Origin of the sequence: Dorea longicatena (assembly GCF_025150085.1) — a bacterium.
Classification (GTDB): domain Bacteria; phylum Bacillota; class Clostridia; order Lachnospirales; family Lachnospiraceae; genus Dorea_A; species Dorea_A longicatena.
Genome location: NZ_CP102280.1, coordinates 1,919,047 through 1,933,609, shown reverse-complemented (window position 1 = coordinate 1,933,609; position 14,563 = coordinate 1,919,047). Strand labels below are relative to the sequence as shown.

At 42.8% G+C, this 14,563-nt stretch carries 13 protein-coding genes; 12 read left to right on the top strand and 1 reads right to left on the bottom strand.

The window, feature by feature from the left end; genetic code table 11:
* Positions 1-5 precede the first annotated feature (5 nt).
* Entirely contained in the window at positions 6-1,346 is a 1,341-nt protein-coding gene (locus NQ508_RS09215) for a MurT ligase domain-containing protein (RefSeq protein ID WP_006428946.1), read from the top strand.
* Positions 1,347-1,360: 14 nt separating this feature from the next.
* Positions 1,361-2,077, top strand: coding sequence for a type 1 glutamine amidotransferase (locus NQ508_RS09210; protein WP_044920814.1), 717 nt, complete (start codon positions 1,361-1,363; stop codon positions 2,075-2,077).
* A 7-nt stretch (positions 2,078-2,084) separates the two neighbouring features.
* Here NQ508_RS09210 and NQ508_RS09205 read toward each other — a convergent pair whose 3' ends face one another.
* Positions 2,085-2,444: a helix-turn-helix domain-containing protein gene (locus NQ508_RS09205; protein ID WP_006428944.1), complete on the bottom strand. Its 360-nt coding sequence runs from the start codon at positions 2,442-2,444 to the stop codon at positions 2,085-2,087.
* Positions 2,445-2,624: 180 nt separating this feature from the next.
* Here NQ508_RS09205 and NQ508_RS09200 point away from each other — a divergent pair, with 180 nt between their 5' ends.
* From NQ508_RS09200 to NQ508_RS09155, 10 genes are all read left to right on the top strand, one after another.
* Positions 2,625-2,858, top strand: a complete 234-nt coding sequence (locus NQ508_RS09200) for a hypothetical protein (RefSeq protein WP_022415359.1) — start codon at positions 2,625-2,627, stop codon at positions 2,856-2,858.
* A gap of 113 nt (positions 2,859-2,971) precedes the next feature.
* Positions 2,972-3,430, top strand: a complete 459-nt coding sequence (locus tag NQ508_RS09195) for a hypothetical protein (protein ID WP_006428942.1) — start codon at positions 2,972-2,974, stop codon at positions 3,428-3,430.
* Positions 3,431-3,589: 159 nt separating this feature from the next.
* Positions 3,590-4,651 (top strand): flavodoxin-dependent (E)-4-hydroxy-3-methylbut-2-enyl-diphosphate synthase, encoded by a 1,062-nt coding sequence (gene ispG, locus NQ508_RS09190; RefSeq protein ID WP_006428941.1) that lies wholly within the window; start codon positions 3,590-3,592, stop codon positions 4,649-4,651.
* Positions 4,644-9,185, top strand: a complete 4,542-nt coding sequence (locus NQ508_RS09185; protein WP_006428940.1) for a PolC-type DNA polymerase III — start codon at positions 4,644-4,646, stop codon at positions 9,183-9,185. Before ispG ends, NQ508_RS09185 begins: the two co-directional genes overlap by 8 nt.
* A 46-nt stretch (positions 9,186-9,231) precedes the next feature.
* Positions 9,232-9,795, top strand: coding sequence for a tRNA 5-(aminomethyl)-2-thiouridylate-methyltransferase MnmM (gene mnmM / locus NQ508_RS09180; protein WP_044920811.1), 564 nt, complete (start codon positions 9,232-9,234; stop codon positions 9,793-9,795).
* A gap of 53 nt (positions 9,796-9,848) precedes the next feature.
* Positions 9,849-10,325: a pyridoxamine 5'-phosphate oxidase family protein gene (locus NQ508_RS09175; RefSeq protein ID WP_155116007.1), complete on the top strand. Its 477-nt coding sequence runs from the start codon at positions 9,849-9,851 to the stop codon at positions 10,323-10,325.
* 110 nt (positions 10,326-10,435) lie between these two features.
* Complete coding sequence (gene iorA / locus NQ508_RS09170; RefSeq protein WP_006428937.1) at positions 10,436-12,184, top strand: indolepyruvate ferredoxin oxidoreductase subunit alpha; 1,749 nt, start codon at positions 10,436-10,438, stop codon at positions 12,182-12,184.
* A complete protein-coding gene (locus NQ508_RS09165) occupies positions 12,184-12,753 on the top strand; it encodes an indolepyruvate oxidoreductase subunit beta (protein ID WP_006428936.1) in 570 nt (189 codons plus the stop codon). Before iorA ends, NQ508_RS09165 begins: the two co-directional genes overlap by 1 nt.
* An 18-nt stretch (positions 12,754-12,771) precedes the next feature.
* Complete coding sequence (locus tag NQ508_RS09160) at positions 12,772-14,103, top strand: phenylacetate--CoA ligase family protein (protein ID WP_006428935.1); 1,332 nt, start codon at positions 12,772-12,774, stop codon at positions 14,101-14,103.
* A gap of 15 nt (positions 14,104-14,118) precedes the next feature.
* Positions 14,119-14,562, top strand: coding sequence for a hypothetical protein (locus NQ508_RS09155; protein WP_006428934.1), 444 nt, complete (start codon positions 14,119-14,121; stop codon positions 14,560-14,562).
* The last annotated feature ends 1 nt before the right edge of the window (position 14,563 follow it).

Sequence of the window (14,563 nt, the reverse complement as noted above, 5' to 3'; positions counted from 1 at the left end):
TAATTATGGGAGTACGCAGAATGCTGGCCGTATGGGCAGCGAAGATAAGTGAAAAAGCAAGTGTACATATCTTTCACCGCCAGGGTGTGACCTGGGCGGGAAAGATTGCACTGAAGATTGATCCAAGCATCCTGCATGATCTTGCGGGACAAGTCAGAAAAGACATTTTTATTGTATGTGGAACCAATGGAAAGACGACAACCAACAATATGCTCTGTGCAGCAATCGAGAAGGAAGGTTATAAAGTAATCTGTAACCATACCGGTTCCAACATGTTGAATGGTGTTGTGGCAGCCTTTGTATTAGGTGCGGGTTTAAGTGGTAATCTGGATGCGGATTATGCATGTATCGAGACTGATGAAGCTTCGACAAGAAGGGTATTTCCACACTTTAAGCCGGATTATATGGTACTGACGAATCTGTTCCGTGACCAGCTTGACCGTTACGGTGAGATCGACATTACAATGAATATCTTAAAAGAAGTGATGCAGAGTGCACCAAAGATGAAGGTGATCGTGAACGGGGATGATGCATTGTCTGCTTACCTTGCAATGGAAAGCGGTAATCCGTATGTAACTTACGGAATCAGTGAAAAGGTAGTGGATGATAAGGATTCCCATGAGATCAGAGAGGGACGTTTCTGTAAGAAATGCGGAGCACCGTTAAAATATAATTTCTATCACTACAGCCAGCTTGGCGATTATGCATGTACAGGCTGTGATTTTAAGCGTCCGGCAATTGAATATGATGCATCGGATGTGGCAGTCAGCGACCATCTTGCATTTACGGTAGATGGCAGACGCCTGGAGGCCAATTATAAAGGCTTCTATAATGTATATAATATTCTGGCAGCCTACGCGGCTGGAAGAACCGGAGGGCTTGAGCTGGAGCATTTTCAGGATATGCTTACAGATTTCAACCCGGAAAACGGACGTATGGAGCAGTTTGAGGTAAAAGGCACAAAGATCGTGCTGAATCTTGCGAAGAATCCGGCAGGATTCAATCAGAATATCTCAGCGGTTATGCAGGATGATTCCATGAAGGATGTGATCATTGTGATCAATGACAATGCACAGGATGGAACGGATGTTTCGTGGCTTTGGGATGTGGACTTTGACAGATTTAAGGGTGCTAATGTGAATTCGATTACAGTAAGCGGTATCCGTTGTCAGGATATGAGACTTCGTATGAAATATGTGGACATCCCATCTATGCTGGAAGCAGATGTTGAAAAGGCAATCCGGGAAAGGGTTGAAGATGGCTGTGGCAATCTGTATGTACTGGTGAATTATACGGCTCTGTTCAGTACCAGAAATGTATTGAAAAAGATGGAGGAAGAAAGATAATGGATACAAAAGATATGAAAATTACGATAGGGCATCTGTATCCAGATCTTTTGAATCTGTACGGCGACAGAGGGAATATCGCATGTCTGATGAAACGATGTATCTGGCGTGGAATTGAAGCAGAGACGATAGAGTTTAATACAGGGAATCAGATTGATTTTTCAAAATTGGATATTGTACTGTTAGGCGGAGGTTCAGACCGTGAACAGGCAATCGTATGTAAAAGTCTTCTTGAGATTCAAAGTGAATTCAAGGATTATGTGGAAGACGGAGGAGTTGTTATTGCAGTATGCGGAGGATATCAGCTTCTTGGAAAATATTATAAGACAGATGCCGGAATGATCGAGGGACTGAATCTGGTTGACATTTATACGGAACAGGAAGAGGGACGTCTCATAGATAATATTGTACTGGACAGTGATCTTGTAGATATGCCGGTGGTTGGATTTGAAAATCATGGGGGAAGAACATACCTCAATGGAAATAAGCCATTTGGAAAAGTATTATACGGAGCGGGAAATGACGGGAAAAGCGGCTATGAAGGCGTAGTTTACAAAAATGTAATCGGTACTTATCTGCATGGTCCGTTGCTTCCAAAGAATCCACAGGTGAGTGACTATCTGATCCAGAAAGCGCTCGAAAGAAAGTACGGGGAAGTTCAGTTAATGCCTCTGGATGACAGTCAGGAAAAAGAAGCAAATGATTATATTTATCACCGTTTTGTGAAATAATGCAGGATTAAAGAGCTGATTTGCTGCGTGCGGATTCATCCCGCTGTTCCAGGTATTGAAGAAAGTTTAACAATTCTTTTTTAGAAGAATTAGATAAGCGGTGAAAATGGGTGAGAAGATAGTGCTCTGATTTTTGAGCCGTTGATTTATCGGAAAGTGTGATTTCACTGATATCATCGTCCAGCAGATAATCAACTGAAACATGAAAAAGCTCAGCAAGAATCGTCAGTTTTTCGTGAGAAGGCTGACGATTCTTTGTTTCATACCCGGCAATGGTAGAACGTGCAACATTGAGATGTTTTGCAACATATTTCTGGGTATAATGATTTTCTTCACGTAATTTTTTTAGTTTTTCAGAAAATGGCATGTCGGATACCTCCTAAATTGATTGGTATATTTTACCAAGTGTTGCACTTCGGAACACGGAAAGTGTCGATTCTCAACGAAATGTGTCGCAGATGTGCCGAAATGGAACAAAAAGAGGCGAAAGTGCATAAGTGGAGAACAAACAGATTGAAGTGAATATTAAGAGAAGGAAGCAGATAAAGTGAGAGTAGAACGTTTTAAAATGGAAAGAGAAGGACTGGTAACGGAAGGACAGGAAGTTGAGATCAGTGAAAGAAGTGCTGTGACAGGTCAGTACACTTATCTTGTAGAGCCATCCATTGCGATGTCAGGAATTTATCGTACAAGACAGAGAATAAAGTCAAGAAAGGGAAAAATACAGAAAATCGAACAGACAGACAGAGGATTTTATCTGTTAGTAGAGATTGATGAGTAATGAAAGAAGAAACAAACGATCACCCCGTCGTTGACATGAAAGTAAAAACCACATATAATTTAATATGATGGTAATACTAAAAAATAGAATTATTAAAGAAAGGAAATGGATAGATGATAGCAAACAATGATGAGGCAAAAAGAAGTAAGATATGGACAGTCGTTACGGCTGTTACATCTGTCCTGATCGTAATTATAGCAATCTTTCTTTTAATGAAGATGTTTACAGGAAACCCACTGGAGGGATCATGGACAGATGAAGACGGTAATATGGATCTTAAGATCGGTCGGAACGGACAGATGACAGTTATACTTCCGGCATCCGGGGATGGAGAAGAAACGCAAGTCCCGATGACATATACGCTCAGTAAGGAATCCAAGACGATATCCATTCAGGAGGATGATAATAAGATTCAGGAAATTGCAGAAAAATCAAATGGTCAGTATACAGAAGAGACGTTAAAGAATGCAGTGCAGTCGATAGGAACGACATTTGAATACAGTATTGATGGCGGAACAATGACATTGACAGAACGTGAATATGGTGAGCAGATGATGTTCAATAAAAAATAGATGAGGGCCCCTCTATGCAGTGTATAGAGGGGTGTTTGTTATACATACCAAAGTATGAAATAGAAGCTGCCAGTGGCAGGTTATGTAGATACCAAAGTATGCAAGAGAAGTTGCCAGTGGCAAGTTCTCTGCATGGATATGGAAAAAGGAGGAAAATAAATGGATAACTACAGGAATAAAACCAGAAAAGTACAAATTGGGGATGTATGCATCGGTGGTGGAGAAAAAATTGCGATCCAGTCTATGACAAATACAAAGACGGAAGATGTAGAAGCATGTGTGGCACAGATTTTAAGACTTGAAAAAGCAGGATGTGATATCATTCGTGTGGCAGTGCCAACGATGGAAGCGGCAGAAAGTATCAGCAAGATTAAAAAGCAGATCCATATTCCACTGGTGGCGGATATACATTTTGATTATCGCCTGGCAATTGCAGCAATCGAAAACGGAGCGGATAAGATCCGTATCAATCCGGGAAATATCGGAGATGAAAAAAGAGTCAGAGCAGTGGTAGAAAAAGCAAAAGAATATCATATACCGATACGTGTCGGAGTGAACAGTGGATCGCTTGAAAAACATCTGGTAGAGAAATACCATGGAGTGACAGCAGAAGGACTGGTAGAAAGTGCACTGGATAAAGTGCATCTGATCGAAAATATGGGATATGATAATCTTGTAGTAAGTATCAAATCTTCAGATGTGATGATGTGTGTAAAAGCGCATGAATTGCTTGCACCGCAATGTCCATACCCGCTGCATGTCGGTATTACAGAGTCAGGAACATTACTTGCAGGAAATATAAAATCATCGATCGGACTCGGACTGATCTTAAGTCAGGGGATTGGAGATACGATTCGTGTATCTCTTACCGGAGACCCGGTAGAAGAGATCAAATCGGCCAAGCTGATCTTAAAGACACTGGGACTTAGAAAGGGTGGAATAGAAGTAGTATCCTGCCCGACCTGTGGAAGAACCAAGATTGATCTGATCGGACTCGCAAATCAGGTGCAGGATATGGTGGCGGATATTCCACTGGATATTAAAGTTGCTGTTATGGGATGTGTGGTAAACGGACCTGGAGAAGCAAAAGAAGCAGATATCGGAATTGCCGGAGGATGCGGAGAAGGTCTTTTGATCAAGAAAGGTGAAATTGTCAAAAAAGTAAAAGAAGAAGAATTATTGGAAACGTTAAGACAGGAGTTGTTACACTGGAATGAGTAAACCGTTTTTTGAGGTATTTCCGACATTAAAAGTAAAAGATGATATACAGATGATGTTTCAGGGTGTGGAAGTGACGAAAGTTTCTACCAATTCAACAAGGGATTTTATCCGTGTCAGCCTTTACAGCAGACATCTGATCCAGAAAAAACATATTTACGAAGTAGAACGCCTGCTAAAACAGCAGCTGTTTGCCAGAAGTCATATCCAGGTGTCGGTAAAAGAGCAGTATGATCTTTCAGAACAGTATACACCGGAAAATCTGATGAATGAATATTATGACAGCTTCCTGATGGAACTGGATCAAAGAAGCGTAGTAGAGCGGAATATGCTGCAGAATGCAAGTTATGAATTTGAAAACGGAAATATCCTCTGTCTGACACTGACTGATACCATTGTTGCACAGGGAAAAAAGGATTCGCTATCTACATATCTTTCAGATGTGTTTGAAGAACGGTTTCACAGGCCTGTGGAGATCCGTGTTCTTTATGAAAAAGCAAAAGACAGCAAGCTGAAATACAACGAGGCGAAATTAGAGCAGGAAATCGAAGCAATCAGAGAACAGTCGCAGGCCGTAAAAGCAAAGAAAGCACAGGAACTGGAACAAAAAGAAGAGAAGAAAGACGAAAAGACCAAAGCAAAAAGCAACTCAGCAGGAGAAAGCGGGAACAATACCAAAAGTGGCGGAAGAAGTTCAGGTGGATTTAAGAAGGGCGGCTCATTCGGAAAAGGTGGATATTCCTTTGTACGTAAAGCTACCGATGATCCAAACCTTATCTACGGACGTGATTTTGACGATGAGACGATAGAACTTAAGAATGTCCTGGGAGAGATGGGAGAGATTACCATCCGCGGAAAAGTCATCAGCATGGAGACCAGAGAGATACGTAACGAGAAGACGATCATTATGTTTGCAGTTACGGATTTTACGGATTCTATTATGGTGAAAATGTTTGTGCGGAATGATCAGCTGGCAGATATCCTGGGGGATATTAAGAATGGCGCATTTCTGAAATTAAAAGGTGTGACAACGGTTGACCGTTTTGATTCGGAACTGAATATCCAGTCGGTAGTCGGAATCAAAAAGATCAGTGATTTTACAGAATCCAGAGTGGATACGGCACCGGAAAAGCGTGTGGAGCTTCACTGCCATACAAAGATGAGCGATATGGATGCGGTAACTGATGTAACAACATTGCTGAAACAGGCGCATGACTGGGGGCATCCGGCGATGGCGATTACAGATCACGGTGTCGTCCAGGCGTTTACAGATGCGAACCATTATATTGAGTCGCTGGATAAGGATGATCCGTTTAAAGTGATTTACGGTGTGGAAGGCTACCTGGTGGACGACCTGACTGATGTGGCAGTGAATGAAAAGGGACAGCCACTGGATGATACTTATGTAGTATTTGACCTTGAGACGACAGGGTTCAGTCCAATTAAGGATAAGATTATTGAGATTGGTGCGGTGAAGGTAGAACATGGAGAGATTACTGATAAGTTCAGCACATTCGTTAATCCGAAAGTACCGATTCCATTTCAAATCACACAGCTTACCAGTATTACAGATCAGATGGTTATAGGAGCACCGGATATCGAGACAGTTCTTCCACAATTCCTGGAATTTATCGGTGATGCGGCACTGGTCGCACACAATGCATCCTTTGATGTAAGCTTTATTGAACAAAATTGCAGATATCAGGATATCCAGCCGGATTTCACATCGGTGGACACCGTGGCGATGGCGCGTATTCTTCTGCCGACACTTTCAAAGTACAAGCTGAATGTAGTGGCGAATGCACTGCATATTTCGCTGGAAAATCATCACAGGGCTGTTGATGATGCCGGGGCAACAGCAGAGATATTTGTGAAATTTGTAGAAATGTTAAAAGACAGGGGGATTTATGACCTGGCAAAACTGAACCAGTTCGGCGAAAATAATGCGGATGCTGTCCGCAAGCTTCCATCATACCATGTGATCATTCTGGCACTGAATGAAGTGGGACGCGTGAATCTGTATACGCTGATCTCAATGTCACATCTGAAATATTATGCGAGAAGACCGAGAATTCCAAAGAGTGAACTGTCGAAATACAGAGAAGGACTTCTGGTGGGAAGTGCCTGTGAGGCAGGAGAACTTTATCAGGCAATACTGAATGACAAATCAGAAGAACGCATTGCAAAGATCGCCAACTTTTATGATTATCTGGAGATTCAGCCGCTTGGAAACAACCAGTTTATGATTGAAAGCCCGAAGATCACGAAGGTACAGAATGAGGAAGACTTAAAAGAGATCAACAGGAAGATCGTCGCACTTGGTGAACGGTTCAATAAGCCGGTTGTCGGAACTTGTGACGTGCATTTCATGAATCCGGAAGATGAGGTATACAGAAGAATCATCATGGCAGGAAAGGGCTTTGGTGATGCGGACAATCAGCCGCCGCTGTATCTTAGGACCACGGATGAGATGCTGGAAGAATTCGAATATCTGGGGTCTGCAAAGGCAAGAGAGATTGTCATCGAGAATCCGGTGAAGATCGCGGAGATGGTCGAAAAGATCACGCCGGTGCGTCCGGACAAGTGTCCGCCGGTTATCCCGGATTCGGACAAGATGCTCCGTGATATCTGTTATAATAAAGCACATTCCATGTACGGAGAGAATCTTCCGGAGATTGTTACCGAGCGTCTGGAGCGAGAACTGAATTCAATCATATCCAATGGTTTTGCCGTTATGTATATTATTGCACAGAAACTGGTATGGAAATCAGTGGAAGACGGATATCTGGTAGGTTCACGTGGTTCCGTAGGATCTTCTTTTGTAGCGACCATGGCGGGAATCACAGAGGTTAACCCATTAAGTCCGCACTATTACTGTAAGAAATGTCATTACAGTGATTTTGATTCGGAAGAAGTCAGGAAATTTGCCGGAGGCTGCGGATGGGATATGCCGGACCGTGTATGTCCGGTATGTGGAGAGAAGCTTATAAAAGATGGATTTGATATTCCGTTCGAGACTTTCCTTGGATTCAAGGGAAATAAAGAGCCGGATATTGACCTGAACTTCTCGGGAGATTATCAGAGTAATGCGCATAAGTATACAGAGGTTATCTTTGGTGCGGGTCAGACATTCCGTGCCGGAACGGTAGGTACACTGGCGGACAAGACCGCATTCGGTTATGTAAAGAATTATTACGAAGAACATGGACAGGGTAAAAGAAAATGTGAGATTGACCGTATCGTACAGGGGTGTACGGGAATCCGCCGAAGTACCGGACAGCATCCGGGAGGAATCATTGTACTTCCGCTTGGCGAAGAGATCAACTCTTTTACACCGGTACAGCATCCGGCGAATGATATGACGACGGATATCGTCACCACACATTTCGATTACCATTCGATAGACCACAACCTGTTAAAGCTTGATATTCTCGGACATGATGATCCGACTATGATCAAGACACTGGAGGAATATATCAGTTCCCCGGCGATGGACAACGAATACAATGAGACGGATAACCGTTTTGATGCTACGAAGATTCCACTGGATGATCCGGGGGTAATTTCTTTGTTTCATGATACATCGGCACTTGGTATCAAGCCGGATGATATCGGCGGATGTCCGGTCGGATGCCTTGGAATCCCGGAATTTGGAACTGATTTCGTTATCCAGATGGTAGTGGATACAAAGCCGAATACAATTTCGGATCTGATCCGTATCTCCGGTCTGTCACATGGAACGGACGTGTGGCTGAATAATGCACAGGAACTGATCCGGAGCGGAAAGGCAACCATTTCCACGGCAATCTGTACCCGTGATGATATCATGACCTATCTGATCAACAAGGGGATGGACAGTGAGGAATCATTTACCATTATGGAGCGTGTCCGTAAGGGAACCGTTGCAAAAGGAAAATGTAAAGAATGGCCGGAGTTCAAAAAAGACATGGCAGAACACAATGTACCCGACTGGTATGTCTGGTCCTGTGAACAGATCAAATACATGTTCCCGAAAGCGCATGCGGCAGCATACGTTATGATGGCATATCGTATCGCATACTGTAAGATCAACTATCCACTGGCATATTATGGGGCGTATTTTGGAATCCGTGCAGATGCATTTTCTTACGAGATCATGTGCCAGGGGAAGGAAAAGCTTCAGTACTATATTGATGATTACAACCGCCGTTCTGCGACACTCAGTAAAAAAGAACAGGATACGATGAAGGATATGAAGATTGTGCAGGAGATGTATGCAAGAGGATTCGAATTTGAGCCGCTTGATATCTACAAAGCACAGGCGACAAAGTTCCTGATCGTAAACGGCAAGTTGATGCCGCCACTTTCGAGTATCGACGGTATGGGAGAAAAAGCTGCCGAGGCAGTTGCAGAAGCATCTAAAGACGGAACTTATCTGTCACTGGATGACTTCAGACAGAGAACAAAAGCAAGTAAGACCGTTATTGACACGATGGTAGAGCTTGGGATCCTTGCAGATCTTCCGGCATCGAACCAGCTGTCATTGTTTGATTTTTAGAGTGCCAGATAGCAAAAAAGCAGGAGAAAGATAACAGATGGGAAGAATGAAACAGTCACAGATCACATACTGGTGTCACGAGATCATCCGCTCGCAGGCAGAAGAAGGCGGATATTATATCGATGCGACCATGGGAAAGGGGAATGATACCCTGTTCCTGTGTGAGCTTGCCGGAGAAAAAGGAAAGGTACTTGCATTTGATATTCAACAGGAAGCTCTTGATGTGACGAAAGAATTACTGAAAACGCATGGAAAAGAAATGCAGGCAGAATTAATTCTGGATGGTCATGAACATATGGACCGGTATGCCGGAAAAGAGAGTGCAGACGTGATCTGCTTTAATTTCGGATATCTTCCGGGAGGCGATCATAATCTTGCAACCACATACAGGACCAGTATTGAGGCAATCGGAAAAGGCCTTGGCATATTGAAACACGGTGGTATGATGAGCCTGTGCATTTACAGCGGCGGAGATACCGGGTTTGAAGAGAAAGAAAAAATCCTGCAATATGTGAAAGCACTTCCGGGAAAAGAGTATACCGTGATCGTCAATGAATACTATAACCGGAAGAACTGTCCGCCGATGCCGGTATTTATCTTCAAGGAATAAGTCGGATGATGACAGGAATCGGAAAAGAATAAATCAGAAATGAGGGTATGCGGATGAGAAGAAAAGACAGAGAAGTAACAGAGATGGAAGAAATCCAACAGATTTTTGATGAATGCAAGGTGTGCAGAATCGGGATCATGGATGAGAACGGGCCGTATATTGTGCCGGTGAACTATGGATACGTAAGGGAAGAAGGAAAAGTGATCCTTTATATCCATGGTGCAAGAGAAGGAAAAAAGATCGATCTGATCAGAAAAAATGCAAATGTCGGAGTTGAAATTGATTACAGACATGAACTGGTGGAAGGAGATACCGCATGTCAGTACAGTTATTACTATGCAAGTATCATCGGAAAAGGAGCTGCAAGTATTATCGATAATCCAAGAGAAAAGCTAAAGGCCCTGAATGTTATCATGGAGCACCAGACCGGCAGAACATTTGATGAATTCCAGAAAAATCCAAATCTTGAAAAAGCGGTAGCAATCATTCGTATAGACCTGAATGAGTATAGCTGCAAGAAACATATATAAAAAACCATGTTTCTGCCAAATTAATGCTTTAACTCGCGAAAGTATTGTGTTATACTATTACAAGGTGGCGTAAATGGAATGCCGCTTACACGAAAGGATGGAAAAGAAGTATGTCAGAAAAAGTAATTATGCTTGGAAACGAGGCGATTGCCAGAGGTGCATATGAGGCCGGAGTAAAGGTTTCGGCAGCATATCCAGGTACGCCTAGTACAGAGATCAGTGAGAACCTGGTCAAATATAAAGACAGTTTATACTGCGAGTGGTCACCGAATGAAAAAGTTGCGACAGAAGTAGCGATCGGTGCATCTGTAGCGGGGGTACGTGCGATGTCCTGTATGAAGCACGTTGGATTTAATGTGGCAGCAGACCCTACATATACAGTTTCTTATATGGGTGTAAACGGAGGACTTGTCATTGTTGTTGCGGATGATCCGGGACTTTACAGTTCTCAGAATGAGCAGGATACAAGAATGGTAGCACGTGCGGCACAGCTCCCTGTTATCGAGCCTTCAGACAGTTCAGAAGCAAAAGAATTTATCAAAGTAGCATTTGATCTGAGTGAGAAATTTGACCGTCCGTTTGTTTACCGTACAACAACAAGACTGGCACATTCCCAGGGACTTGTAGAATTAAACGAACGCAAAGAAATAGAAGATAAACCATATGAGAAGAATATCCGCAAGAATGTTATGATGCCGGGAAATGCAAAACTCCGCCACGTAGAGATTGAAAAGCGCAATCTCGAACTTGCGGAAGCTGCTAATACACTTCCAATCAACAAAGTAGAGATGAATGACACAAAGATCGGTGTAATCACCAGCGGTATTCCATACCAGTATGTAAAGGAAGCACTTCCGGAAGCATCTGTATTAAAACTTGGTATGGTAAATCCGCTTCCAAGAAAGCTGATCGAAGAATTTGCTTCAAAAGTAGATACCTTATATGTTGTAGAAGAACTGGACCCGGTGATTGAGACACAGGTTAAATCCTGGGGCATCAAAGCAATCGGAAAAGAAATCTTCACGGTACAGGGGGAATACAGTGCCAATATGCTCCGTGAGGCAATTCTGAAAGAAGAACTTGATATCAGTAAGCCTGCGCAGGCACCGGGAAGACCACCAATCTTATGTCCGGGATGTCCACACAGAGGTGTGTACTATGTACTGAACAAGTTAAAGATTCATGCGGCAGGTGACATTGGCTGTTATACACTGGGCGCAGTAGCACCACTTAGTGTTGTGGATACAACCATCTGTATGGGAGCAAGTATTTCAAGCCTTCATGGTATGGAAAAGGCAAAAGGAAAAGAATATATTAAGAACTGGGTTGCTGTGATCGGCGATTCTACATTCTTACATACGGGTGTCAATTCTCTGATGAATATGATGTATAACAAAGCAACAGGAACCGTCATCATCTTGGATAACTCTACAACCGGTATGACCGGACATCAGGATCATGCGGCAACAGGAAAGACACTGCAGGGAGATCCGACATATGCAATTGATATTCCGGCATTATGTCGTGCAATAGGTGTTAAGAATGTGGTAGAAGTCAATGCAAGAGATATTCAGGCTGTGGAAAAGGCTGTAAAAGAAGAGATTGCCAAAGATGAAGTATCCGTGATCATTACGAAGACACCATGTGTACTTCTGGACAAATCAAAGAAACCGTTATATCAGACGCATACAGATAAATGTAAGAAGTGTGGTATGTGCATGAAACCTGGATGTCCTGCAATGACAAAAAATGCTGACGGAACAGTGTCCATCGATGATACGATGTGTACTGGATGCGGACTTTGTGCAAGCCTGTGTAAATTCGATGCGATTGAGTTAGTAAAGGAAGGTGACAGATAATGGCAACAAAGAATATTATGATCGTCGGAGTCGGCGGACAGGGAACACTGCTTACCAGCAGAATCTTAGGAGGACTTGCCATTACCGGCGGATATGACGTAAAACTTTCCGAAGTACATGGAATGGCTCAGCGTGGAGGAAGCGTTGTAACATTTGTAAGGTACGGAGAACAGGTGGCAGAACCAATCGTAGAAGAAGGGCAGGCAGATGTGATTATCGCATTTGAACGTCTGGAAGCACTGAGATATGCACATTTCCTGAAAAAAGACGGAGCATTGATCATCAATGACTGGAGAATTGATCCGATGCCGGTTGTGATCGGGGCAGCAGAATACCCGGAAGACATTATTGAAACACTGGGGAAAGATCACAAAGTATATACAGTAAATGCAACAGAAGAAGCAAAAAAAATCGGTAATTCCAGAGTATTCAATCTGATTGTGCTTGGAGTTGCAGCACAGCACATGGACTTTACAAAAGAACAATGGTATGAGGTGATTGAAAAGACAGTTCCTCCGAAAACTATTGAGATAAATAAAAAGGCATTTGATGTTGGTTATCATTTATAAGGAGGTACATAAGAGGTTATGGCAAAGGTAGCATTAAAGGACTGGAAAGAACAGATCAGAGATCCTAAGATTGAGTGCATGAGCAGGGATGAGATGACTGCACTTCAGAGTGAACGTCTGGTAAAACAGGTTAAGAATGTATATGATCACGTAGAATTTTATCGCAAGAAAATGGATGATATAGGAATCGAACCGGGAGATATCAAGGGGATTGAAGATATCGGTAAACTTCCATTTACGACAAAAGAAGATTTAAGAGCGAATTATCCATTCGGACTTCTGGCTGTTCCACAGGAAAAGATCGTCAGAGTGCAGGGAACATCAGGAACAACCGGTAAGCTGACTCTTGCTTCTTATACACAGAAAGATGTAGATGTATGGGGAGAATGTGTGGCAAGAGGACTTACGATGGCAGGACTTACTGCAGAGGATCGTCTGCATATCTGCTATGGATATGGCTTGTTTACAGGAGGAATGGGACTGGATTTCGGAGCAAGAAAGCTTGGAGCAATGGCTATTCCGATGTCAGCAGGTAATACAAAAAGACAGTTGATGTGTATGGAAGATTTTGGTGCGACTGCATTTGCATGTACTCCATCTTATGCTTTATATCTGGCAGAAGCTGCCAACGAGGCAGGCATCGTAGATAAGCTTCGGTTAAAAGTAGGAATCAATGGCGCAGAGCCATGGACAGAAGAGATGCGTCTGAAGATTGAAGAACTGTTAAATGTTAACTGTTTTGATATCTATGGATTGTGTGAGATTACAGGTCCGGGTGTTGCACTGGAATGTATCCATCATAAAGGAATGCATGTATATGAAGATTATTTCTATCCGGAAGTATTGAATCCGGCAGATCATACACCATGTGCAGACGGGGAGACAGGAGAACTTGTATTTACCACACTTGTAAAAGAAGGTATGCCGTTACTTCGTTACAAAACAAAGGATCTTACAAGTATTGATCATTCTACGTGTGAGTGTGGAAGAACGCTTCCTAGAATTTCCAAGTTCAAAGGCCGTACAGATGATATGAAGGTTATCCGCGGAGTCAACGTATTCCCGACACAGGTAGAGACAGCCCTGCTTTCTATCGGAGGCGGTGTTGCACCACATTATATGATGATCGTAGATCGTGAAAATAACCTGGATGTACTGACTGTAATGGTAGAAGTAGATGAAAAATATTTTTCAGATGAGATCCGTAAGCTGGATGAACTGAAGAACAAAGTTGCTGCAGTACTGAAACAGGCACTTGGTGTTGCAGTAAGAGTAAAACTTGTAGAGCCTAAGACAATCGAAAGAAGCGAAGGCAAGGCAAAACGTGTCATTGATAACAGAGGTTTATAAACAGGAGGGAATAACATGGGCGTAAGTAATACTGTACAACAGTTATCAGTTTTTTTGGAAAACAGAGAAGGACGTCTGGAAGAAGTATTGGATGTACTGGCAAAAAAAGGTGTGAATATTGTTGCGCTGAGTCTTGCGGATACATCAGATTATGGAATGCTTCGTCTGATCGTTTCTGACCCGCACAAAGGACGTGCAGCATTGAAAGAAGCTGGAATTACAGCAATGCTGACAGATGTTGTAGCACTTCGTGTACCACATGCAACCGGTTCATTGAATAAAGCAATGCATCAGATTGTAGATGGAGAAGTGAATATTGAATATATGTATGCATTTGCAAATGGAGCAGATGCAGCAGCTGTATTAAAGAGTGATGATCCTGGAAGGGTGATCGATATTCTTAAAGGTAGTGGTTTCGACGTGTATAGCGCGGACGAGGCATATCGTGCTAATCAATAGA